The organism is Pseudonocardia sp. DSM 110487 (assembly GCF_019468565.1).
In the GTDB taxonomy this organism is placed as follows: domain Bacteria; phylum Actinomycetota; class Actinomycetes; order Mycobacteriales; family Pseudonocardiaceae; genus Pseudonocardia.
The window spans coordinates 2,057,541-2,079,446 of sequence record NZ_CP080521.1; the positions used below are offsets into that span (position 1 = coordinate 2,057,541).

Below are 21,906 nucleotides of genomic sequence, written 5' to 3' on the forward strand. Positions count from 1 at the left end.
GAACGAACGCCTCAGACTTGCCTTCAGGCGACAAGTGTTTACCTTTGTGCGACATGGGTTCAGTCGTTCGGGCCGCGGTGCTGCGCGGGTTCCCCGAGCTCGTCGACCGCCTCGGCGGCGACGGGAAGGCGGTGTTGGCGCGCGTCCGCGTGCCCGACGGCGCGATCGCCAGCGATGACGCACTGCTCCCCGCGCGGGCGGCCGACGCCGCGCTGGAGCTCGCGGCGACCGAGCTGGCGTGCCCGGATCTCGGCCTGCGGATGGCCGAGCAGCAGGACATCGGGGTACTCGGACCACTCGCCCTCGCACTGGAGAGCTCGCCCACCTTCGGGGAGGCGCTCGACTGCGCGAGCCGATTCCTGTTCGCCCACAGCCCCGGCTCCCGGGTGGACCGGATCCCGGATCCGGACGGGGTGGCCGGCGTGGTGGGGCTGCTCTACGAGCACGTCGGCGAGCCGCCGCGGCCACAGGCGGCCGACCACGCGCTGGGGCTCTTCCACCGGATCATCACGCAGCTGCACGACGGTTCCTACGGCCTGCGCGCGGCTCATCTCCCGCACCCGCCGATCGCGCCCGTCTCCCGCTACGCGGCGTTCTTCGGCGCCGATGTCCGGTTCGAGCGTCCCGCCGCCGTGCTGCGCGTCCCCGGCGGGCTGCTGGCCACACCGCTCCCCGGCGCGAACCGAGTGCTGCGCGACATCACCCTCGACTACCTCGCCACCCACTTCACCGGCCCCGGCCGGAGCGTCGGCGACGAGGTGCGGCTGCTGCTGACGCGGGCGCTGGGTACGTCCCCGATCACGATCTCCGCCGTCGCCCGCCTGCTCGCCATGCATCCCCGGACGTTGCAGCGCAGGCTGGCCGCCGAGTCGATCACCTTCGAGGCGATCCTCGACGACGTCCGCCGCGACGCGGCCCTGCGGCTGATCACCGAGACCGATCTTCCGCTGGCGCAGGTGACCGCCCTCGTCGGGCTCACCGAGCAGTCCGCCCTCAGCCGGGCGGGCCGCCGCTGGTTCGGGCAGTCCCCGCGCGCGCTCCGGCGGGGATGAGCGAGTACGCGCGATAAGCAAGTACGCGCGCCGCGTGGGGCCTTCGCAGAGCCCGCGGACCCTGCGAAGACCCCACGCAGCGCGCATTAACTCAGCAATTGAGCAGCTCCGGTTTCTGGTTCAACAGCTGCGCGCGGGGCGAGATGAATTCCTCGTACTCCGCGGTGGCATCCGGACGGAACAAGCCGACGCGGCAGCAGTTCTGGAATGCCAGCTGCACGCCGAAGTGGCGCTGCACGGCACCCCGCATGGAGTCGCTCCCGACCAGGCGGAAGACCTCACCCCAGGCGCGCTCGTCGGGCGGAACCTCCAGGTTCTGCGCGGACGGCGCGCCGCTCGCCTCCAGTTCCTTCGCCAGGCGCTCCACCATCGACCACGCGTATGGAAGTGACTCGCGGATGCAAGCCACGAATTCTTCGTCTTCGACTGTCCCTTCTTGAGCCTTCTCCAACAAGGCTGCCGGAACCGTCAGCGACACCGAACCTCCCGAGCTCGAGCGAACTGGACGCGGGCAAACGCTACGGCGTCCGACGGATCGTGAAAACACCCGATCAGGCGAGCTTCCGGAGCATGCACGAATTCGCACGTGGACTTATCCGACAGTCAGGACGCGTCCGTGATCCGTCGACGATCCTGCAGCTCATGCTCGCGGGCACGATCGACACGTACAGTCGGCCGCATGGCTGACACGGCGGGCGATCTGGTGATACGCGGGCGCCGGCCGGTGCGCGACCGCGCGCTGGTCATGGCGATCGTCAACCGGACCCCCGACTCGTTCTACGACCGGGGCGCGACGTTCGACGACGAGCCGGCGAAGGCCGCCATCGACCGGGCCGTCGCCGAGGGCGCCGACATGATCGACATCGGCGGCGTGGCCGCGAGCCCAGGGGACGACGTGGATGTCGAGGAGGAGATCCGCCGGGTCGTCCCGACCGTCGAGTACATCCGCGAGCGGTACCCGGACATCGTCATCAGCATCGACACGTGGCGGCACGAGGTCGGCGCCGCGGCCTGCCGGGCCGGTGCCGACCTGATGAACGACGCGTGGGCCGGGTTCGACCCCAAGCTGATCGACGTCGCCGCGGAGTTCGGTGCCGGCTACGTGTGCACCCACACCGGGGGCCGCGAGCCGCGCGCCGTACCCGTCCGGCCCGACTACGACGACGTCGTCTCCGCCGTCCTCGACTACACCGTGGAGCTCGCCGAGCTGGCCGAGTCCAGGGGCGTGCCGCGGGAGGGCATCCTGATCGACGCCACCGGGTTCGGCAAGAACACCACCGACCACCTGCAGCTGCTGCGTGCGGTGCCGCGGTTCGTGGAGACCGGGTGGCCCGTGCTCATGGCGCTGTCCAACAAGACGTTCGTCGGTGAGACGCTCGACGTCGGGCTCGGTGAGCGAATGGCCGGCACGCTCGCCGCCACCACCATCGCGGCCCAGGCAGGGGCCCGCGTCTTCCGGGCCCACGAGGTGGAGCCCACCCGGCACGCCCTCGAGATCGTCGCCAGCGTCTTCGACGGGCGGCCGCCCGCCATGGCGTCGGAGTGGATCGCCTGATGCGCCAGATCTGGCCGCCGCGGGAGGACGGCGAGCTCGACGACGAGCGCCTCGAACGGCTCTACACCTACCCGGCGAAGCGCTGGCTCTGCGTCAACTTCGTGTCGAGCGCGGACGGCGCCGTCTCGCTGCACGGGCGGGCGAAGGAGCTGTCCAACGAGCCCGACCAGCGGGTGCTGCGGCTGGGCAGCGACCTGGCCGACGTCCTGCTGGTGGGGGCGACCACGGCGATGGTCGAGGAGTTCCGCGGCGTGCACCCGGACGAGGAGACCGCGGCTCGCCGGGAGCGCCACGGACTCGCCCCGATCCCGCCGACGGCGGTGGTCACCACCGGCAGGTCCCTGCCGGAGGACGCGCCGGTCGTCACCGAGGCGGTCGTGCCCAGCTTCGTGATCACCACCGCGTCGGCGCCCGTGCGCAAGCGCGAGGCGTGGGCCGCGGCAGGCGCCACCGTCGTGATCGCGGGGGAGCGGGAGGTCGACCTGCGCATGGCGGTCGACGCGCTCACCGCGCACGGCCTCGAGCGCGTCGACTCCGAGGGCGGCGCGCACCTGTTCGGTGCGTTGCTCGCGGCGGATCTCGTCGACGAGCTGCGGCTCACCGTCTCGCCGACGCTCGTGTCCGGCGTCGTCGGCCGGATCGCCACCGGCGTCGAGATCGAGCCGGCCCGGCTCGAGCTGCTCTCGGTGGTCGCGGAGAGCGACACGCTGATGATGCGCTACGGCGTGCTGCGCTGATCCTGATCCACGGCGAGTGCCCTGCGGAAGAGCTCGCGCACCCCGGCCGAGAGCCGCTCGGTCTCGTAGGGCACGTCCTGGTGCCAGACGCGGTCGAACGCCAGGTGCAGGGCGCTGCAGAGCAGCATCGCCGTGAGCGGCGGGTCGGCCGTGTTGAACGCTCCGGCCTCGATGCCGCCTTCGATCACGTCGGTCAGGCTGTGGGCGAGGTCGCGCTCCGCGTGCACGCCCTTCGCGTCGTCGGGCAGGACCGGGTGGTGGAAGAGCACGTCGTGCAGCGCACGGTCGGCCGGGTAGTCGGCGAGCGCGGCGTCCACCCAGGTGTGGAGCCGGGCCGCCCAGCTCTCGCCCGCGTCCGCCACCCGGGCGTCGATGCGCTCCACCAGCCTCTGCTCGAAGTCGGCCTGCAGCGCGGCGAGAAGGTGTTCCTTCGAGTCGAAGTGCAGGTAGAAGGTGCCCTTCGCGACGCCGGCGCGCTGGGTGACGTGGTCGAGCGTGGCCGCGGCGACGCCCTTCTCGACGAACACCGCGAGCCCCGCGTCCAGCAGGTCGCGGCGGCGCTGCGCGGCGGGCTTGGTGCGCGGGCTGCCGGAGCGCTGCCGCGGCTGAGCTGGCAGGTCGGCTCGAGGCACGGTGCGATCGTAACGGCCGGGGACGGACGTCCATGATCGCGACGAGAAGGGGCGCCGGGGGCCGCTACGGCCGGCTGATGGCGCACCAGGCCGAACCGGGCATGGCGTCCGCGTGAGTCGCCTTCGTCCATCCGTCTCATCGTCGTCGGATACCGGTTCGCTCGGGCCGAAGGGGGAATCCGCTGCCCGTGGGCATCACCGTCCTGGTCAATGCGGGCCCGTGGCTCGCCGTGCCGCCGCCGGGTTACGGCGGGATCGAGAACGTGGTGGCGGCGCTCGTCCCGGAGCTGCGCAAGCGCGGCGTGCGCGTCGTGCTGGCGACGGTCGGAACGAGCACGCTGCCCGTCGACGAGCGCATCGGCGTGTTCGACGACGGGCAGTTCGCCCAGCTGCAATGCCCGTTCAACCGCGTGATGGGGGTTGCGGCGGCACACCTGCACCGGGTGGTGACCGAGCTGCGCCGGCGCGATGACATCACGCTCGTGCACGACCACCAGGAGGCGTTCGGGCCGACGGTGCTCGGTGCGCTCGGGCGGGACGCGCCTCCGGTGCTGCACACCCTCCACTGGGACCTGGGCAAGCATCCCGCGCTGTACGGGTCCATCGAGGGTGGCGGCGGGCTATGGGTGAACGGGGTCTCGTTCGCGCAGCTCGCCCGCGCACCTCGGGCGCTGCGCGCGCTCAGCGTCGGCCATGTGCACCTGTCCACCCCGCTCGCGGTGGACGCGGAGCGCCGGCCGGCGCCCCGCAAGGGTGACCACCTCGTCGTGCTCGGCCGGGTCACCCGGTACAAGGGGCAGGACGTGGCCGCCCGCATCGCCCATCGCACGGGCCGGGACGTCGTGCTCGCCGGCCCGGTCGGCCCGTGCCACCGCCCCTGCGAGGTGGCCGGCGCCGACGGCGACAACCCGGACGTCCGGTACTGGCGGGACGACGTCCAGCCGCTGGTGGACGGCGACCGCGTGCGCTGGATGGGCACCGTCGCAGGCGCGGCGCGGGACGAGCTCGTCGCCTCCGCCGCCGCGGCGCTGTTCCCGATCGACTGGGACGAACCGGGCGGTACCGCGGTGGTCGAGTCACTCGCGCTGGGCACGCCGGTGGTGGGGTACCGCCGCGGCTGCCTCCCCGAGCTGGTGGAGCACGGCCGTACCGGCTTGCTGGTCGACCCCGGTGACGAGGACGCGCTCGCCGCCGCCGTCGACGTCGCGGGCCGGTTGGATCCGGGCGAGTGCCGCCGGGAGGCCGCTCGCCGCTTCACGCCGGCCCGGATGGCAGAGCGCTACCTGCGGCTCTACGACAAGGTGCTGACCCGCGCCGGCCGTGCGCCCGTCAGCGCGGCGACGGTACCCGCGGGTTGACGACGGGCGCGCCCAGCGCGCGCAGCGCCGCGTGCATCAGCACCTCGTTGGCCGTCAGCACCGGCTTTCCGAACGCCTCCGCGAGCGGTTCGATGAGGTCGTAGGTCGGCACGTTGGTGCAGCAGACGAAAACCGCGTCGGCGTCCTCGTGATCCCGCACCCGCTGCCGCTCCGTCGCCTCGGCGAGCCGGGTAGTCGTGACCGCCTGCACCTCGTGGTCGGCGAGGAAGCCGGCCAGCTTGCGGGTGAGCGCGTCGCCGAACGGGGTCACGAGCGCCAGCCGGCGCAGCCCGAGGCGCCGCAACCCGTCGACCAAGGCGCCCGAGGTCGTGCAGGTGGCAGGCGCGCCGGCGCCGAGCATCGCCTCCCGCAGCGCGCCTTCCCCCGCCCTGCCGTTCACGAAGCTGCCTGCCGCGCACGTGTAGGCGACGACCTCCGGTCCCGGCGAGAGCAGGTCACGCGTGGCCCGCTCCACGGCACGCGGGTCCGCGAGTGCCCTCGCCCTCCCGACGTTGATCTCGCGGGCCGCGACGGGCAGGCGGGTGACGTGGAGCGACACGTCTTCGGGGACCCAGCGCCACAGCTCGCGATCGAGCCCGAAGTCGAGCGGCACGATCATCCCGATCCCGCGCTGGCGCGGAGGATCGACCGGCTCTGCCACGCGCTGCTCCAGCATCACCATCCGGGGTTCCCGCCGGCCACGGCCCTACTCGTCCACCGGGATTGACGGCTGTTCTGTACCTAAAGTATCTTTGCGCGCAAACATACTTTGTGGAGGTACACGTGACCATCCTCGTCACCGGAATGCACGGCAGCATCGGGAGCCGGGTCGCCACGAAGCTCGTCGAGGCCGGTCACCGGGTACGCGGCTCGAGCCGCACGCCCTCGTCCGCTCCCGCGGGCGTCGAGCCCGTGCGGCTGGATCTCACCGAGCCGCGCGGCGCGGCCGAGGTGCTGGACGGCGTCGAGACGGCGTTCCTCTATCCGGTGCGCGGGGGTTCCGTGGACGCGTTCCTGGAGGCCGCCCGCAAGGCCGAGGTCCAGCACGTCGTGCTGCTGTCCTCACCCGCGTCGTACGAGGTGCACGAGCACGACCGGATCATCGGGCTCGTGCACCGCGCCGTGGAACGCGCAGTGCAGGAATCCGGGCTGAGCCACACCGTGCTCTACCCGAGTTGGCTCGCCACCAACGCGCGACGGGACTGGAGCGAGCAGATCCGCACCAGCGGGCGGGTCGGGATCGCCCACCCGGACGCCCAGGTCAACCCGATCCACATCGACGACGTCGCGGAGGTCGCCGCCGATGTCCTGACGCGTCCCACGCACCGAAGCCGGATGCTCGTGCTCACCGGGCGGGAGTCGGTGTCCCAGCGCGGCATGGTCGACGTACTCGCCGAGGTGCGCGGCGCCCCGATCGCGATCGACGAGCTCACCCGCGAGCAGGCGCTGGAGCGACGCCCGGAGTGGATGCCCGAGGCGGTGCTCGAGGTGCTGCTGGACGTCACCGCCGCGGCCGTCGGTGTGCCCGCGACCGTCACGAACATGGTCGAGCGAGTCACCGGACACCCCAGTCGCACGTTCCGGGAGTGGGCGATCGCACATCGCGACGCCTTCCGCTGAGGACGATCCGGACACTTTGCCGTCCTCCTCGACGTTCTCCGGTCAGGCAACGGGAGGAGATCGGGATGTCCGCGATCGGAACACTGCTCGGCACGGTGCTGCTGCTCTTCCAGATCGTGCTGGTCGCACGGGCAGTGGTCGACTGGGTCGGGGTCTTGTCATCGGGCCCCGAACCCCAGTGGCGCCGCACCGCCCAGCGCGTCACGCACGCCGTCACCGAACCGGTGCTGGCTCCGGTGCGCAAGGTCCTGCCGCCGGTCCGCTTCGGTTCCGTGGGCATCGACCTGGCATTCATCGTGGTCTTCTTCGGCGCGGTCGTACTGCGCCAGATCGTGCTCTGGCTCTGACCCGTCACGACGCAGCGGTGGCCGCGGTTGCCGCCGTACGGAACGTGGCGGCCGCGACTGCGGTAGCCAGCAGGGTGAGGGCCGCGCCGAGCAGTGTGGCATGGCCGAATCCGGTGAGGTAACGACCTGCGTCGACGGCCACCGCGTGGTCGGCGAACTCGGGCGCGCTCGCCGCGATGATCGACCCGAAGATCGCGGCGCCGAGGCTGCCGGAGATCATGAGGACGGTCTGCTGGAGACCGGCGACCCGGCCTGCGACCGCGGGTGGCGCCGCGCTGATCGCGACCTCCACTGCCGTGGGTTGGGCGAGGCCGATCCCGAGGCCCATGGGCAGTACGCAGGCGAGCACGACGGGAAGCGGGGCGTCGGCGCCGAATGCGGACAGCCCGCACAGGCCGGCGCACAGCAGACCGAGCCCGCCGATGATGGGTAGGCGAGGGCCGTAGCGGCGGTTGAGGAGGCCGCTGGCCGGTGCGCCCACCGCGATGAGCCCGATCAGCGGCAGCAGCCCTGCGCCCGCCGCGACCGGCGTGAGCCCGCGGATCTGCTGGAGGTAGAGCGCGTAGTAGAACGCCGTGCCGAAATGCGCAAGGCCCGCCGCCATGATCACGGCCAGTGCGACGGTGAGGCGAGGGGTCCGGACCACGTCGGGCGGGAGCAGCGGGTCGCGCGCGCGGCGCTCGCGGAGGCCGAACGCGACCGTGAGGACCGCCGCGGCGGCCAGTGCGGCGAGAGGTACCGCGGACGACCAGCCGTCGACCTGGGCCCGGGTGATGCCCGCGACGAGCGTGAACACGGCGCAGGTGAGCAGGGCCGCGCCCGCGGCGTCGAACCGGGACGGGTGCGGGTGGCGGGCGTCGCGCGTGGCCGAGAGGAGCACGAGGGTGAACGCGAGGGCGCCGATGGGCACGTTCACGAAGAAGATCGCCCGCCAGTGCACGTACTGGACCAGCACGCCGCCGATGAACGGTCCGGCAAGGACGGCGACGGCGAGGCCGCTGCTCCACAGGCCGATGGCGACCTTGAGCCGTTCGGGGGTGAAGGCGTGCCGGAGCAGGGCCAGCGAGCTGGCGGCGAGCATGGCTCCCGACGCGCCCTGGAGCACACGCAGCGCGATGATCCACGACACCGACCCGGACAGGCCGACCAACAGCGAGCTGATCACGAACCCGGCCAGCCCGGCCATGAAGACGCGACGGTGGCCGATCCGGTCGGCGAGCGCGCCGGCCGGGACCAGTGCCATCGCCATGGCCAGCATGTAGCCGACGGTCAGCGCTTCCAGCGCCGGGAGACTGGCGTGCAGGTCGTGGGCAAGCACGGGGTTGGCCACCGCGAGTGCGGTGGCGTCGATCCCGTCCATCATCCCCGCGAGCGCGGTGGCGGCCAGCACCAGCCACGCACCACGCGTGACCGGTGCTGGTCGCATGTCCTGGTATTGGGACATCAGCGGCCCGGTATCGGCGCGCCTGCGGGCATGCCCGCGGCCACGTAGTCGTCGTAGAGCGGCTCCCACGGCTCGGCAGTGGCGCTGTGCGGCCCGTCGGCGATCGCCCCGGAGACGTGCTTGTCCAGTTCGGCGAGGCAGACCGTCCAGCCTGCTGCGTTGCGGGCGGCCGCGTCGCGCGCGCTCAGCACGTTGACGAACGTCAGCGTGCATCCGCCGGTGCCGGTGGGCTCGAGCCGGAAGTGCAGCTCGTCGGCGCCCCACGTGTAGGTGAGCAGCCGGGGCGGGTCGAACGTCACGATCCGGCCCGAGCTCGGCTCGACGTTCGGGTCTTCGCTGAACTCGATCGCGCCACCGGCGCGGGGCTCCAGCGACACCTTGGCGGGGAACCAGTGGGCGAGCTCGCCCGGTTCGGTGATCGCCGACCAGACGCGCTCGGGTGGGTGCCGGTAGGTGCGCTCGAAGCGGACCGCCGGCCGGCCGTCGAAATCGACGAAGGTTCCGTGGTCTGTCATAGCACCGAGCATGCCGCTTCAGGTATATAACTGTCAAGGCAAGTAGGGGCGAGAGTGCGGGCTCCGATCCCACGTGGACTGAAGCGAGGCTGGTGCCGGCCGGGCGAGCGGATTGATGCCTGCCACGTCGTCGGCGAGCGCCACCGGGATCATCACGGCGAGCGTGACGGCCACCGCTGCCGCCGCCACGAGCAGTTCGGTCGCTCGGAGGCCGGTGGTGGCGATGATGGTCCCCAGCACACGTTCGCGCACGTCCGCGGGGAGCGGCGGGGCGGGTAGGTCGAGGGTCCTCATGCCTGCTGATGGCCGGCACCGCCATGGTCGTTCCGAAGTGCGGCTCAGCGCCCCCTTCAGGGCGTTTCACCTTCACCTCGGATCGATCATTGGCGGTTGATCGCTGTGGGATGACGATGAACGCCCTCGGCGGGGCAATTCGCCGCCTCTCGGATGGATCATGAGGCACTGATCGTTGCGGGATCGCCCTAGTGCCCTGGTCGGGGCGCCTGCCCGGATCTCGGCAGAATGCATGGGTGACCACGAGCAAGGGGCGACGGGCGCCTGCCCCGAACGAGCGGCAGCGCGACCCCGAGCGCACCAAGGCCCGGATCCTCGAGGCCGCCACCGCGGAGTTCGCGGCCAAGGGGCTCGCCGGGGCCCGGGTGTCCGAGATCGCCGCGCGCGCCGGGGTGAACCAGCAGCTCATCGCGTACTACTTCGACAGCAAGGAAGGTCTGTACCGCGAGGTGGGCAGGCGGTGGCGGGCCTACGAGGCCGACGCGATCCCCGACGACACGCCCCTCGCCGAGATGATCAGGCGGTACGTGCTGGCGAGCGTCGAGCGGGGCGGGCGGCTACTGGCTTGGGAGGGGCTCGCCGACACCGGCGAGGACGACGAGGAGACGCGGGAGCGCGACGCCCGGCTCCGCCACGAGGTGGAGGCGATCCGCGAGCGCCAGCGGGCGGGCGAGATCGACGACCGGTTCGACCCGGCAGCGCTGCACCTCATCACGATGAGCGCGGCCAACGCCCTCGCCGTCTACCCGCACCTTGCCCGCGGCCTGTTCGGTGTCGACGCGAGCTCACCCGAGCTGGTGGAGCGCTACGCCGAGCAGCTCGCGCTGCTGATCAGCAGTCTCGGAAACACCAGTAGTGCACCTGCGGGAAAGAGCTGAGTGCAAGGTTCTTGCATTTCCGCGCTTTCCTTGCGAATTGCGAATGCGTCATGGAGATTCGAACCGTGGAAGGGCACGGGCACGGACATGGGCACGGGCACTCGTTCCGGGGGCGGGTGCGGGAGGTGTTGCGCCCGCACAGCCATGACGCCGCCGACTCGATCGACGCGGCGCTCGCGGCGAGCGCCGACGGGATCCGGGCACTGAAGATCAGCCTGCTCGTGCTGGGGGCCACGGCGCTTGCGCAGCTGGTGGTCGTGGCGCTGTCCGGCTCCGCCGCGCTACTGGCCGACACGATCCACAACTTCTCCGACGCGTTGACGGCGGTGCCGCTGTGGGTCGCGTTCGTACTCGGCCGCCGCGCGGCCACCCGCCGCTACACCTACGGCTACGGGCGCGCCGAGGATCTCGCCGGGGTGTTCATCGTGGCGATGATCGCGCTCTCCGCCGTCGTCGCCGGCTACGAGTCCATCCACCGGCTCCTGGAGCCGCGGCCCGTCGAGAACGTCTGGGCGGTGCTCGCCGCCGGGGTGATCGGGTTCGCAGGCAACGAGCTCGTCGCGGTCTACCGCATCCGGGTGGGGCGGCGCATCGGTTCGGTGGCGCTGGTGGCCGACGGCCTGCATGCCCGCACCGACGGCTTCACCTCGCTCGCCGTCGTCGCGGCCGCGCTCGGCGTGCTCGCAGGCTTCCCGCTGGTCGACCCGATCGTCGGGCTGCTGATCACGGTCGCGATCCTCGTGGTGCTGCGCGGCGCGGCCCTCGACATCTACCGAAGGCTGATGGACGCCGTCGACCCTGCCCTCGTCGACACCGCCGAGACCGCCGTCCGCGCCGTTCCCGGCGTCGTTGCCGTGGAGGAGCTGCGGCTGCGCTGGTCGGGGCACCGGGTGCGCGCCGAGGTCGGGATCGCCGTCAACGCGGGCCTGGACGTCGTCGCGGCCCACGACATCGCCACAGCCGTCCAGCACCGGCTGCTGCACGACGTCCCGAGGCTCGTGGCGGCCACGGTGCACGTCGGTCCGGACAGCGCGGGCGACCACCACGCCGCCATCGCCCATCACCCCGGTGCGCTGGAACCGGGAGGCATCGCGCGCTGAAGGGTCAGTCCCAGCTAACCGGGAGCCGCCACACGCCGTACACGGCCGCGTTCTCGCGGAGCGGGATGTCCCTGGCCGGTTCGGCCAGACGCAGGGAGGGGAACCGCTCGAACAGCGCTCGGTAGCCGATGCGCAGCTCGATGCGGGCGAGTTGTTGTCCGAGGCACTGGTGCACGCCGTGGCCGAACGCGAGGTGGCGGCGGGCGTTGGGTCGTTCGAGGCGGATGCGGTCGGGTTCGGGGAACTCCGCGGGATCCCAGTTGGCGGCGGGCAGCGACAGCGTCACCGTCTCGCCTTCGGCGACCGGCCGGCCGTCCAGCTCCACGTCCTCCAGGGCGGCCCGGCTGGGCGCACCGAGATGGACGATCGACAGGTAGCGCAGCAGCTCCTCCACAGCGGTGTCGGTGAGGCCGGGGTCGGCGCGGAGCGCGGCGAGCTCCTCGGGGTGCAGCAGGAGCGCGAACGTGCCGAGGGCGAGCATGTTGGCGGTGGTCTCGTGGCCGGCGACGAGCAGGATGAGCGCGATGTTGGCCAGCTCCTCGTCGGTCAGCTCCGCCTCCCGGATCAGGCCGCCGAGCAGGTCGTCGGCCGGTCGGGCTCGCTTGGTACGCACCAGCTCGCGCAGGTACTCGGTCAGCCGGCCCATTGCCGCCGTGACCTGCTCCTGCGTGCTGTCCAACCTGACCATGGCGGTGGACTGCTGCTGGAAGAACCCGTGGTCGGCGTACGGCACGCCCAGCAGCTCGCAGATCACGAGTGAGGGGATCGGCAGTGCGAAGGCCTCCACGAGGTCGATCGGCGGGCCGGCCGCGGCCATCCTGTCCAGGCACTCGTCGACGATCTCGCCGACCCGCGTCTCCAGCACTCTCATGCGGCGGACGGTGAACTGGCCCGTGAGCAGCCGCCGGTAGTGGGTGTGCCGCGGCGGATCCATGTTGATGAACCAACCCGGGGCAGCCGGCTGCCGGGGACCACCTGGGCGCGCGACGGCCCCCAGCGCCGAGTGCTTGAGCTCCGGGCGGGTGCTGAAGCGGGCGTCGGTCAGCACGGTGCGCGCCGCGTCGTAGCCGGTGACCAGCCAGCCGATGTGACCGTCGGGGTAGGCCAGCGCGGTGACGGGATCGTCGGTGCGCAGCCGCGCCAGCTCCGCGGGTGGGTCGTAGGGGCAGCCGGGCGTGCGCCCGGTGGGCAGGGTGACCGGGGTACGTCCCGGGTGCTGGGCCGCTGACATGGATTTGAGGGTAAGCTCTCATTTGAGGGTTGTCTATCACTATCGGTCGCAGTGGACAATGAGCGCCGTGACCAGCACGCGGGGCGCTGCCGGGCTTCGGGAGCGCAAGAAGGCCAGGACCAGGACCGCGATCCAGCGAGAAGCCCTGCGGCTGTTCGGCGAGCAGGGCTACCACGCCACCACGGTGGAGCAGATCGCCGCGGCGGCCGATGTCGCGGCGGCCACGGTGTTCCGCTACTTCCCCACGAAGGAAGACCTCGCCGTTCTCGACGACTACTACTCGCTGGCCGAGGCGACCGCCCGGTCGCTCGCGGCGCAGCCGGCCGACCTGCATCCCGTTGCCGCGATCCGAGCCGCCGTGCGCGCGGTGTTCGAGGGCCTGTCACCGGAGGAGCGCGCCGCCCGCCACGAGCGGGACCTGCTGATGGTGACGGTCCCCGAGCTCTGGTCGGCGAACCTGGGGTTGATGCTCAAGGGCAGACGACTGCTGCGTGAGGTGGTGGCGGAGCGCGCCGGCCGGGGCCAGGACGATCCGGAGCTCCGGGTGCTCGTCGACGCGGTGTTCGGCGTCGGCCTGGGGGTGCTGTTCGACAGCGCGGATGCCGAGGGCGCGGACCCCTCGGGTCGCATGGACGAGGCCCTCGCCCGGTTGGAGGCCGCCCTCGGGTGAGCGGGGGTTCTCCCCACCCCCGGGACGCCGGTGCGCTCCAGAGATCTTCCCCCTCGGCGCGACCAGCATTGGCGGAGTCGCACACGGCCCGCTCCAGCTGGGGGATCCCTTGTCCATCACCGTCTCAGAGGTCCGGTCGTGGCACCGGCCGCTCATGATCATGGTGGCCGCTATGGCCTGCCTCGTCGCCGTCGCGGGTGTCGGCCTCGTCGTCGACGACCGCCAGCTCCTGAACGAGTCGATCTGGGCGAAGCCGTTCAAGTTCGGGGTGTCGTTCCTCCTCTACGGCGCGACGCTCGCCTGGATGCTGCCGATGCTGCGCAGGGCCCGCCGCACCATGTGGACGCTCGGCACCGTCTTCGCCGTCACCGGGCTCGTCGACGTCGCGTTCATCGCGATCCAGGCCGCGCGCGGCACGTACAGCCACTTCAACACCAACACCGACACGTTCAACGCGGTCGGCCAGGAGGTCTTCAAGTCCGGCGTGATCGGGTTGTTCGGCGCGAGCCTGCTGATCGCCGCCATGCTGCTGTTCCAGCGGGTCGGCGAGCGGGCGCTCACCTGGTCGCTGCGCGCGGGGATCGCGCTGGCCGTGTTCGGGATGGGCGTGGCGTTCTTCATCGCGGGATCGAGCGAGGGTGCCCGCACCGTCGAGGACGCCTACGGCCGGCCGGTCACGCTGTCGGGGGCGCACGGCGTCGGCGCGCCCGACGGTGCCGGGATGCCGATCACGAACTGGAGCACCGTCGGCGGTGACCTGCGCGTCCCGCACTTCATCGGACTGCACGCCATCCAGGTCTTCGTGCTCGCCCTGCTGGTGTTCACGGCCCTCGCGGCCCGGGTGACGTGGCTGCGTAGCGAGCGCGTGCGCGCGCAGCTGACCGGCGTCGTGATCCTCGGCTACACCGGGATCTTCGTCATCACGGCCTGGCAGGCGCTGCGCGGGCAGTCGCTCGTGCACCCCGACACCGCCACGTGGGCCGCGTTCGGGGCGACCGTGGCCGTGACCGCCCTGCTGGCGCTGCTCACCGTCGTGACCGCGCGCCGACGGGTCTCGTCCGGGGGCCGGCACGCGGTGGCCCGCCGCGAGTTCGCACTACACGCCGGATGAGCCGTGGACGCGGCCGACCAGCTCCCGTCGGCTGCGCACCCCGGCCTTGGCGAACACCGACTTGAGATGGGTCTGCACGGTGAGCGGTGAGATGAACAGGCGCTCGGCGATCTCGCGGGTGCTGCAGCCCTGCAGGACGAGCTCGACCAGCTCGCGCTCCCGTGCGGTGAAGCCGTACGCGGCGGAGATGAGCGGGGCGATCGCCGTCGGGGGCGTGGCCTGGATGACGACGGCGACGTGCCCCGGTTGCCCGCCGGTGGCGGGGGCGGCGTGCATCGACACCCATCGACCGGACGCTCCGACGAGGTTCACGCCGGTTCCCGTGTCGGTGCGGGCCCGCTCGGAGAGTGCGAGGACGGCGAACGGGAGCGGGTCGTGGGCCGGGTCGCCGGTGCCGAGCTCCTCCAGCCACCACCGTGCCGGCTCCGTGATCGACACGACCTGGCTGCGCTCGTCGAGCAGGAGGACGCCGGGCCACAGTGCAGCCCCGGCGCCGGACGACCGGGCGCGGACGCCTGCGGTACGCAGGCCCCGCCCCAGCAGAGAGGCGAGCTGGTGTGCGAAGTCCCGCTCGTCGAGGGTGAAGTCGCGAGGCGCCTCCCGGAACAGGGACAGGCTGCCCCAGCACGCACCGTCGATCACGAGCGCGGTGCGGAGCTCGCCCAGAACGTTGTTGGGACGCAGCAGCTCCCGGTAGCGCACGCTGCGGTCCGGCCGGCCACCCGTCGCGTCGGTGAGCACACCGCTGTGCCGCTTCCCGCGCGCCAGCCTGGCGTGTGAGTTGTAATCGTCGGGCAGGAACGCGAACCGGGCCACGCTCTCGTCGGCCGCGGGCATGTTCCTGGCCGCGAACCCGGTCTCGATCAGGGTGGCCGGGTCCATCGTGTGCCAGCACGCCGAGTCGTGGGGCAAGGCCGCGGCGAGCAGGGCGGTGGCCTCGTCGATGAGCTCCGACGATCCCAGGCCAGTGCCGACGAGTTTCGTCATCCGGTCGAACGCCCGCTCGCGGGTGCGGTGGTTCACCACCGCATGGTCACACGGGCCGCTCCCTCGGGAGAACACCAGGAAAGTGGTATGGCTGCCCACCGCCGCTCGTCCATACCGTCGCCGTCATGTCGATCAGAGAAGCTGAGACGGCGGGCGTCAGGTGCGTCCGGGCCGCGGACGGCGACGCCTTCTGGGTGGTGGGCGACACCTACACGGTCAAGGTGCCCGCGCAGATCACCGGCGGGGCGTACGGCCTGGTGGAAGCCTCGGTGCCACCGGGAAGCGGGCCGCCACCGCACCAGCACACCCGTGAGGACGAGGCGTTCTACGTCCTCGACGGGCAGCTCGAGTTCACCGCGGGTGAGCAGACGGTACTGGCCGGCACCGGCGACTACGTCTACCTACCGCGAGGCAACGTGCACCGCTTCACCAACCCCGGCGTGTTCCCCGCGCGTGCGTTGATCCTCGTCTCGCCCGGCGGTTTCGAGGGGTTCTTCCGCGACGTCGGCATTCCCGCCCGCTCTGGCGAGCCTTCCCCACCGTTCAACCCGGCCGACGCACCCCGCATCGCCTCGATCTCGGCCGGCTTCGGCGCCGAGATCCCCATGTGACGACAGGAGCCGAGCATGCCGAACGCCCAGACCGTCTTCCGCGCCGTCGACTCGATGGACCCGGCCGCAATTGTGCCCCTCCTCGCCGAGGACGCCCGCATGCGGTTTGGCAACGCCGACCCCTTCGTGGGCCACGAGGCCATCATCGCCGGAGCCACCGCCTTCTTCGGCGCGATCCGGAAGATCCGGCACTCCGTCCGCACCGTCTGGACAGTCGGTGCCGACACCATCGCCGAGACCGACGTCACCTACACCCGGCACGACGGCAAGGACGTCACGATCCCCGTGGTCTCGATCTGGCGCGTGGACGTGGACGACCGGATCGAGGACTACCGCGTCTTCTACGACGTCAGCCCGGTCTTCGCGCCGGGGTGAGATCCACATGAACCCCGTGGCGATCACAACCCCAACTTGTCGTGTAAAGCGCGGGCGCCGGGGTCGGTGAGGTCCAAGACGCGGCGCCTGTGGGTCGGCCTGACCCACTCGCGCTCGAGAAGCGCGTTGAGCAGCGCCGCCCCGAGGCGTCCGCCGAGGTGGTGGCGCTGCTCGCTCCAGTCGAGGCAGAAGCGCAGCAGCGGACGCCGGGAGGGCTGGGCGCGGAGCTGGTCGAGGTCGACGCCCAGGGCGTCGAGCACCGGCTCCGCCTCTTGCCCGAGCCGGTAGGGGTGGTCCGGCAGTGGCGCGGAGAGGGCGTCGCCCTCGCGGCGTCGGGTGTCGGGCACGCCGTCGGTGGTCTCGAGGGCACCGCGTTCGACGAGCGCAGCGGTGACCTCGACGCCGGCTCGCCCGGCGAGGTGGTCGTAGCAGGTGCGGGCGTTGCGCAGCGCGGCGGCGCGGGTGTGCTGGCGCAGTGACCGGATCGGCTGCGTGGGGGCGAGGGTGGCGAGCGCTTCGAGCGCCTCGGCGACCTCCGGGCGGGCGAGCCGGTGGTAGCGGTGCCGGCCCGACTGCTCGACGACCACGAGGTTCGCCTCGCGCAGCTGGGCGAGGTGGGCGCTGGTCGCCGAGGGCGACACACCCGCCTCGTCCGCGAGCACGGACGCGGCGAGCGCCCGCCCGTCGGCGAGTGCCATGAGGATGCGCGCCCGTGCGGGATCGCCGAAGAGCCGCGCGATCGCCGCGACGTCCCGCTCACCGATCACCTGGGTCATGGATCCAGTCTCGCCCGCCGACACTTCGGCCGCCGGTGAAGTGTCGGCGGGTCACCCTGGACCGATGGCTGTGCTTGCAGTGATGTGCGTAGGGATGTTCCTGGTGCTGCTCGACGTCACGGTCGTCAACGTCGCGCTTCCGTCGATCGCGAGCGGGCTGGGCGCCGACCCCGCGGCCACCGAGTGGATCGTCGACGCCTACGCCGTGGCCATCGCCGGCCTGCTGCTGGCTGGCGGCACCGTCGGCGACCGGGTCGGGCACCGCCGCGTGGTGCTCGCCGGGCTCGGGATCTTCGGGGTGTCGTCGGCTGCCTGTGGGCTGGCGACGGGGTCCGGCACCCTGATCGCGGCGCGTGCCGTGCAGGGAGTCGGGGCGGCCCTGCTGCTGCCCGGCAGCCTTGCGGTGATCACCGACGCCTTTCCCGACCGCGCCGCCCGAGCGAAGGCACTCGGGATCTGGGCGGGCGTGTCGTCGCTGGCGTTGCCGGCCGGGCCGCTGCTGGGCGGGTTCCTCGTGGCGTCCGGCGGGTGGCGGCTGGTCTTCCTTGTCAATGTCCCCGTGGTGCTCGCGGCGCTGGTCGCCGTGCCGCGGCTGGTCTCCGTCGGCGCCGGCCGGCCCGGACAGCGCTGCGACACCCCGGGCACCGTGCTCGCCGCGCTCGGGCTGGCCGCCGCCCGTGTTCACCGTCATCGACGCGGGCGAGCACGGCCTGCGCCCCCTGACGGTCCTGAGCGCTGTCGCGGCGGTGGTCTGCGTGGCGGCGTTCGTGGTGCGCGAGCGGTACGCGGGCGCCCCCATGCTCCCGCTCGACCTGCTGCGCCGGCCGGCCTTCGTCGGCCCGAACGTCGCGGCGGGCGCGATGAACCTCGTCGTCAACGGGCTGCTGTTCGTCACGACGCTGTTCCTGCAGGGCGTCCAGCACCGGGGGCCGGTCGCCGCGGGCGTCGCTCTGCTGCCGATGTTCGTGCCGCTGGCGTTCCTCGCGCCGGTGGCCGGGCGGCTGGCCGCTCGGTTCGGTCCCCGCCCGCCGCTAATCGGCGGGGCGCTGGTCGCCGCGCTGGGTGCCGCTGGGTTCGCGTTGGTCCAACCTGCGAGCGGCTACCTGGCGCTCCTTCCGGCCCTCGCCGGGATCGGGATCGGCGCGGGACTCTTCACCGCCCCTGTGGTGACGGCCGCGATGTCGGCCGTGCCCGCCGAGCGGTCCGGGCTGGCCAGCGGCATCAACAACACCGCGCGGCAGACCGGCACCGCGCTCGGCGTCGCGATGTTCGGCGCCGTCGCGGGCAGCACCGCGAATCCCGACTCGTTCGTCCACGGTGTGCACGTGCTCGCCGGGTTCGGCGCGGCGGTGTGGGGTGGCGTCACGTTCGTCGTCGCGTCGTCGCTCAGGCGATCGTCACCGACATCGACCCGATCCGGCTGATCGTCATGTCGAGACGCTCGCCGGGGGCGATCGGCCCGACGCCGGGCGGGGCGCCGGTGAACAGCACGTCGCCGGGCTGCAGCGTCATCACCGACGACGCGTAGGCCACGATCGCCGGCACCGGCGTGAGCATGTCCCGGGTGTTCACTTCCTGCCGGACAGTGCCTGCGCAGGTCAGCCGGATGTCGAGATCAGAGCCGTCGCCGATCTCGTCGGTGGTGACGAGCCACGGGCCGAGCGGGCTGAAGCCGTCGTAGCTCTTGCGGCGGGAGCGGTCGGCCGCGCTGCGCACGGTGATGTCCAGCCCCGCGGTGAAGCCGAGCACGGCGTCCATGGCCTTCTCGACCGGGATGTCCTTGCCACCGCTGCCGATCACGACGACCAACTCGGACTCGTGGTGCACCTCGTGGCCCGCGGCCACGGCGTCGGGCGGGAGCGTGATCGTGGCGCCAGGGCCGACGATCGAGGACGGCGCCTTGAGGAAGACGTCGAAGTTCATCATCCAGGCCTCGACGCCGCCGAGCGTGCGCTCCTGCACGTCGTGCATCTCGGTGACGTGCTCGCCGTAGTTCATCGCCGCGGCCAGCACCTTCGACGGTCCGAGGACGGGGGCACGCAGGACCACGTCGGCGAGCGGGCGCGGCGGGCCGGTCCCGGCCGCCGCGCGGAGCGTGCCGTACAGGGTCGCGAAGTCCCGGCACAGGCCGCGCCACCAGCCCGCGGTGAGCGGGTCGGGGTCGTGCGGGCCGGGCAGGGCGTCGGTGACGTCGACGATCGTCTCGTCGGCCGTGACGACGCCGAGCCGGTTGTCGTCGAAGAGGGCGAGCTTCACGGCGTCTCCCGCGGGGTGAACGCGGAGGTGACGGTCTGCGGCGCCGGGAGCGCCTCTTCCCGGTAGAGGCCGAGCGCGCGCAGCACGGGCGCGTCGGAGAGCACGAACAGCTCCGCGGGCTCGTCGGCCGCGTGCTCGGCGGCCGCCCACGATGGCACGGCGAACATGTCCCCCGGACCCCAGTCGAAGCGCTGCCCCTCGATGACAGACGATCCGTGGCCGCTGAACACGACGTGCACGGCGTTCCCGGTGCGGCGCACCGGCAGGCTCCGTCCCCGGATCCGCTGCGCCGAGCACGCGAGCGTCGGCATGACGCTCGCGCCGGTCTCCGGGTCGGCGTACTCGACCGATACCAGCGGCTCGTCCGATGCCGCGGCCAGCCGGTCGAGCCGCGCGGCGGTGTCGGCCCACCGGTACACCATCAGCTTCGAGTGGGCCGGGCTGAGCGCGCCGGTCACGGCGCCGTCGGCGTAACGGGTGCCGCCGGCGTAGGCGCGTTCGGAGGCGTTGTGCTCGGCGGGCTCCGGCTGGTTCTCGCCCGGCCCGGGGTAGGGCTCGAAGAAAATGCTGTCGAGCGCGGCGACCATCGGCAGGTCGAGCCCGTCGAACCAGAACATCTCCCCGTCGCCGCCGTTGACGTGGTCGTGCCAGTTCATCGACGGCGTGAGCACGAGGTCGCCGGGGTGCATGTCGCATGCGTCGCCGTTGACGGTCGTGTAGACGCCCTCGCCCTCCAGCACGAACCGGATCGCGCCGGGGGAGTGGCGGTGGGCGGGCGCGGTCTCGCGCGGGCCGAGGCACTGCAGCGCTCCCCACAGGGTGCCGACGGCGTAGGGCAGGCCGTCGAGCCCGGGGTTGCGGAGGCTGAGCACGCGACGTTCGCCACCGCGCTCCACCGGCACCAGCTGGATCGCGCGGCGGGCCAGTGGCTTCATCGCGGCGGCCGACCACAGCCACGGCACCGCCCGCGGCCGCGGGGTCGGGGTGAGCAGCTGCTCGGTGATCGTCCACAGCGGCTGGAGGTCGACGGCGTCGAGGTCGCGGTAGAGCTCCTCCAGTTCGGTGTCCACTCGAGTGGTCATCCGACTTCCTCCCTCTCGACGGGTGGCGTGCCGATCCCGAAGCGCCGCACGCTCTCCAGCAGCGACACGCGCCTGATGTATGCGCGGGCCCGCTCGGGGTCGGCCGCGATCGCTCGCATCTCATTCTGGTGCTGGCGCCGCACGGCGTCGTCGGTCTCGCGCAGCCGGTCGGTGTTGCGCTGGGTGTCGGCCTGCACGTACTCCACCGCCACCGTGCGCCGGACCCGGTCGTACGTCGCCAGCTCGGCCTCGACGTCGACGTCCGGTTCCGTCGCGATGCGGGCGAGGCGGCGCGCGGCGTCCATCGCGTCGTGGACGCCGGAGTTGAGCCCGACCCCGCCGATCGGGGAGTTGATGTGGGCGGCGTCCCCTGCGAGCAGCACCGGGCCCACCCGGAACGCCGCGGCGACCCGCTGGTGCACGCCGTAGACCTGGTGGTCGATCACCGGGTAGCCCGGCGCGTAGGGCGCAACGGCCTGCAGCCTGCGCTGCAGCCGCTCGGGGTCGATCGCCTCGTCCGCCGAGTAGCCCGCGGGCACGGGCCACACCACCCGCCACGACTCGGGCGTGCGGAGGATGAACAGCCACTCGCGGGGATCGGCGATGTAGTTGACGTGGCCGAGGTCCGGCACGAGCTCCTGCAGGTCCACCGGTGTGCTGGTGATCGCGAACCGCTCCGGGTAGGTGAACCCGTCGAACGCCACGCCGAGTGCCGAGCGCACCGTGCTGCGCGGCCCGTCGGCGCCGATGACGTACGACGCGTGGATCACGTCGGCCCCGTCCGGGCCGCTCACCGCGAGGCGGACGCCGTCGCGGCCGATCGTGAGACCGGTCAGGCGGGTGCCGAACCGCATCCGCACCCGTTCGTCACCGGCGAGGCGCTCGGCGAGCATGCGGACGAGGTGCTGCTGGTTGAGCTGCAGCCGGTACGGGAAGCGGGTCTCGTCGGCGAGCAGCCCGAAGTCGAACTCCGCGACCAGCCCGTCGCGGCGGTCGCGGAACTGGTACGTGGGCACGACAAGGCCCTCGGCGTGCATCCGGCCGGTGATCCCGATGGTCTCGAGCAGTTCCAGCGTGGCCGCGTGGAACGTGCTCGCCCGCCAGTCCGGCTGGGGGCGCGGCGAGAGCTCGACGAGGACGACGGGCAGGTCGGCCGCCGCCAGCGCGGCCGCGGCCGTCATGCCGACGGGGCCGGCGCCGACCACCGCGATCGGCCGGTCCCGGCTCACCGGCGCGGCGGTCGCGGAGTGCCAGCTCATGCACCGAGGCTAGAGG

At 72.3% G+C, this 21,906-nt stretch carries 25 protein-coding genes and 1 pseudogene; 14 read left to right on the top strand and 12 right to left on the bottom strand.

Annotation, left to right across the window (positions count from 1 at the left end; translation table 11 throughout):
• The first annotated feature begins 53 nt into the window (after positions 1 to 53).
• Entirely contained in the window at positions 54 to 1,052 is a 999-nt protein-coding gene (locus K1T35_RS09355) for an AraC family transcriptional regulator (RefSeq protein ID WP_220259766.1), read from the top strand.
• A gap of 91 nt (positions 1,053 to 1,143) precedes the next feature.
• Here K1T35_RS09355 and K1T35_RS09360 read toward each other — a convergent pair whose 3' ends face one another.
• Complete coding sequence (locus K1T35_RS09360) at positions 1,144 to 1,530, bottom strand: SCO5389 family protein (protein WP_220259767.1); 387 nt, start codon at positions 1,528 to 1,530, stop codon at positions 1,144 to 1,146.
• Positions 1,531 to 1,731: 201 nt separating this feature from the next.
• Here K1T35_RS09360 and folP point away from each other — a divergent pair, with 201 nt between their 5' ends.
• Together folP and K1T35_RS09370 are read left to right on the top strand one after the other, a co-directional pair.
• On the top strand, positions 1,732 to 2,607 hold the full coding sequence (folP, locus tag K1T35_RS09365; RefSeq protein WP_220259768.1) for a dihydropteroate synthase: 876 nt from the start codon (positions 1,732 to 1,734) through the stop codon (positions 2,605 to 2,607).
• A complete protein-coding gene (locus K1T35_RS09370) occupies positions 2,607 to 3,344 on the top strand; it encodes a dihydrofolate reductase family protein (protein ID WP_220259769.1) in 738 nt (245 codons plus the stop codon). Before folP ends, K1T35_RS09370 begins: the two co-directional genes overlap by 1 nt.
• On the opposite strand, the gene K1T35_RS09375 is transcribed toward K1T35_RS09370, so the two are convergent.
• Positions 3,326 to 3,976, bottom strand: coding sequence for a TetR/AcrR family transcriptional regulator (locus K1T35_RS09375; protein WP_220259770.1), 651 nt, complete (start codon positions 3,974 to 3,976; stop codon positions 3,326 to 3,328). The genes K1T35_RS09370 and K1T35_RS09375 overlap by 19 nt on opposite strands.
• A 188-nt stretch (positions 3,977 to 4,164) precedes the next feature.
• On the opposite strand from K1T35_RS09375, the gene K1T35_RS09380 reads away from it, so the two are divergent.
• Positions 4,165 to 5,334 carry a glycosyltransferase gene (locus K1T35_RS09380; RefSeq protein ID WP_220259771.1) on the top strand — a complete coding sequence of 390 codons (1,170 nt, stop codon included), beginning with the start codon at positions 4,165 to 4,167 and terminating at the stop codon, positions 5,332 to 5,334.
• Here K1T35_RS09380 and K1T35_RS09385 read toward each other — a convergent pair.
• Positions 5,306 to 6,016 (bottom strand): hypothetical protein, encoded by a 711-nt coding sequence (locus tag K1T35_RS09385; RefSeq protein WP_370645333.1) that lies wholly within the window; start codon positions 6,014 to 6,016, stop codon positions 5,306 to 5,308. The two genes, K1T35_RS09380 and K1T35_RS09385, sit on opposite strands and share 29 nt — an antisense overlap.
• A 101-nt stretch (positions 6,017 to 6,117) precedes the next feature.
• Here K1T35_RS09385 and K1T35_RS09390 point away from each other — a divergent pair, with 101 nt between their 5' ends.
• A complete protein-coding gene (locus K1T35_RS09390; protein ID WP_220259772.1) occupies positions 6,118 to 6,954 on the top strand; it encodes an SDR family oxidoreductase in 837 nt (278 codons plus the stop codon).
• Positions 6,955 to 7,019: 65 nt separating this feature from the next.
• Entirely contained in the window at positions 7,020 to 7,301 is a 282-nt protein-coding gene (locus tag K1T35_RS09395; RefSeq protein ID WP_220259773.1) for a YggT family protein, read from the top strand.
• 4 nt (positions 7,302 to 7,305) lie between these two features.
• Here the strand turns inward: K1T35_RS09395 and K1T35_RS09400 are convergent, their stop codons facing one another.
• The 3 genes from K1T35_RS09400 to K1T35_RS09410 are packed head-to-tail and all read right to left on the bottom strand — an operon-like array spanning position 7,306 to position 9,554.
• Positions 7,306 to 8,745, bottom strand: a complete 1,440-nt coding sequence (locus tag K1T35_RS09400) for an MFS transporter (protein WP_220259774.1) — start codon at positions 8,743 to 8,745, stop codon at positions 7,306 to 7,308.
• On the bottom strand, positions 8,745 to 9,260 hold the full coding sequence (locus tag K1T35_RS09405) for an SRPBCC family protein (RefSeq protein ID WP_220259775.1): 516 nt from the start codon (positions 9,258 to 9,260) through the stop codon (positions 8,745 to 8,747). Before K1T35_RS09405 ends, K1T35_RS09400 begins: the two co-directional genes overlap by 1 nt.
• A 33-nt stretch (positions 9,261 to 9,293) precedes the next feature.
• Complete coding sequence (locus K1T35_RS09410) at positions 9,294 to 9,554, bottom strand: hypothetical protein (RefSeq protein ID WP_220259776.1); 261 nt, start codon at positions 9,552 to 9,554, stop codon at positions 9,294 to 9,296.
• Between the two features lie 236 nt (positions 9,555 to 9,790).
• Between K1T35_RS09410 and K1T35_RS09415 the strand changes: the two genes are divergently transcribed.
• Together K1T35_RS09415 and K1T35_RS09420 are read left to right on the top strand one after the other, a co-directional pair.
• Complete coding sequence (locus K1T35_RS09415) at positions 9,791 to 10,432, top strand: TetR/AcrR family transcriptional regulator (RefSeq protein ID WP_220259777.1); 642 nt, start codon at positions 9,791 to 9,793, stop codon at positions 10,430 to 10,432.
• Positions 10,433 to 10,482: 50 nt separating this feature from the next.
• On the top strand, positions 10,483 to 11,532 hold the full coding sequence (locus tag K1T35_RS09420) for a cation diffusion facilitator family transporter (RefSeq protein ID WP_220259778.1): 1,050 nt from the start codon (positions 10,483 to 10,485) through the stop codon (positions 11,530 to 11,532).
• A 4-nt stretch (positions 11,533 to 11,536) separates the two neighbouring features.
• On the opposite strand, the gene K1T35_RS09425 is transcribed toward K1T35_RS09420, so the two are convergent.
• Positions 11,537 to 12,763: a cytochrome P450 gene (locus tag K1T35_RS09425; RefSeq protein ID WP_220259779.1), complete on the bottom strand. Its 1,227-nt coding sequence runs from the start codon at positions 12,761 to 12,763 to the stop codon at positions 11,537 to 11,539.
• A gap of 58 nt (positions 12,764 to 12,821) precedes the next feature.
• On the opposite strand from K1T35_RS09425, the gene K1T35_RS09430 reads away from it, so the two are divergent.
• On the top strand, positions 12,822 to 13,433 hold the full coding sequence (locus K1T35_RS09430; RefSeq protein ID WP_220259780.1) for a TetR/AcrR family transcriptional regulator: 612 nt from the start codon (positions 12,822 to 12,824) through the stop codon (positions 13,431 to 13,433).
• A 109-nt stretch (positions 13,434 to 13,542) separates the two neighbouring features.
• Positions 13,543 to 14,544 (top strand): hypothetical protein, encoded by a 1,002-nt coding sequence (locus K1T35_RS09435; protein ID WP_220259781.1) that lies wholly within the window; start codon positions 13,543 to 13,545, stop codon positions 14,542 to 14,544.
• Here K1T35_RS09435 and K1T35_RS09440 read toward each other — a convergent pair.
• Complete coding sequence (locus K1T35_RS09440) at positions 14,530 to 15,567, bottom strand: helix-turn-helix transcriptional regulator (protein WP_220259782.1); 1,038 nt, start codon at positions 15,565 to 15,567, stop codon at positions 14,530 to 14,532. The genes K1T35_RS09435 and K1T35_RS09440 overlap by 15 nt on opposite strands.
• Before the next feature lie 89 nt (positions 15,568 to 15,656).
• Between K1T35_RS09440 and K1T35_RS09445 the strand changes: the two genes are divergently transcribed.
• Both K1T35_RS09445 and K1T35_RS09450 read left to right on the top strand, forming a co-directional pair.
• A complete protein-coding gene (locus K1T35_RS09445; protein ID WP_220259783.1) occupies positions 15,657 to 16,142 on the top strand; it encodes a cupin domain-containing protein in 486 nt (161 codons plus the stop codon).
• Positions 16,143 to 16,157: 15 nt separating this feature from the next.
• On the top strand, positions 16,158 to 16,517 hold the full coding sequence (locus tag K1T35_RS09450) for a nuclear transport factor 2 family protein (RefSeq protein WP_220259784.1): 360 nt from the start codon (positions 16,158 to 16,160) through the stop codon (positions 16,515 to 16,517).
• A gap of 23 nt (positions 16,518 to 16,540) precedes the next feature.
• Here the strand turns inward: K1T35_RS09450 and K1T35_RS09455 are convergent, their stop codons facing one another.
• Complete coding sequence (locus K1T35_RS09455) at positions 16,541 to 17,284, bottom strand: helix-turn-helix transcriptional regulator (protein WP_220262493.1); 744 nt, start codon at positions 17,282 to 17,284, stop codon at positions 16,541 to 16,543.
• A gap of 103 nt (positions 17,285 to 17,387) precedes the next feature.
• Here K1T35_RS09455 and K1T35_RS48750 point away from each other — a divergent pair.
• A pseudogene (locus K1T35_RS48750) lies at positions 17,388 to 17,789 on the top strand (MFS transporter); the annotation flags it as partial.
• Positions 17,790 to 17,970: 181 nt separating this feature from the next.
• Positions 17,971 to 18,717 carry an MFS transporter gene (locus K1T35_RS48755; RefSeq protein WP_255621730.1) on the top strand — a complete coding sequence of 249 codons (747 nt, stop codon included), beginning with the start codon at positions 17,971 to 17,973 and terminating at the stop codon, positions 18,715 to 18,717.
• Here the strand turns inward: K1T35_RS48755 and K1T35_RS09465 are convergent.
• From K1T35_RS09465 to K1T35_RS09475, 3 genes are read right to left on the bottom strand one after another with little or no spacing between them, the layout of a single operon-like run.
• Positions 18,680 to 19,549, bottom strand: a complete 870-nt coding sequence (locus K1T35_RS09465; protein ID WP_220259785.1) for a fumarylacetoacetate hydrolase family protein — start codon at positions 19,547 to 19,549, stop codon at positions 18,680 to 18,682. The genes K1T35_RS48755 and K1T35_RS09465 overlap by 38 nt on opposite strands.
• On the bottom strand, positions 19,546 to 20,631 hold the full coding sequence (locus K1T35_RS09470; protein ID WP_220259786.1) for a cupin domain-containing protein: 1,086 nt from the start codon (positions 20,629 to 20,631) through the stop codon (positions 19,546 to 19,548). Before K1T35_RS09470 ends, K1T35_RS09465 begins: the two co-directional genes overlap by 4 nt.
• On the bottom strand, positions 20,628 to 21,890 hold the full coding sequence (locus K1T35_RS09475; RefSeq protein WP_220259787.1) for an NAD(P)/FAD-dependent oxidoreductase: 1,263 nt from the start codon (positions 21,888 to 21,890) through the stop codon (positions 20,628 to 20,630). Before K1T35_RS09475 ends, K1T35_RS09470 begins: the two co-directional genes overlap by 4 nt.
• Between the last annotated feature and the right edge of the window lie 16 nt (positions 21,891 to 21,906).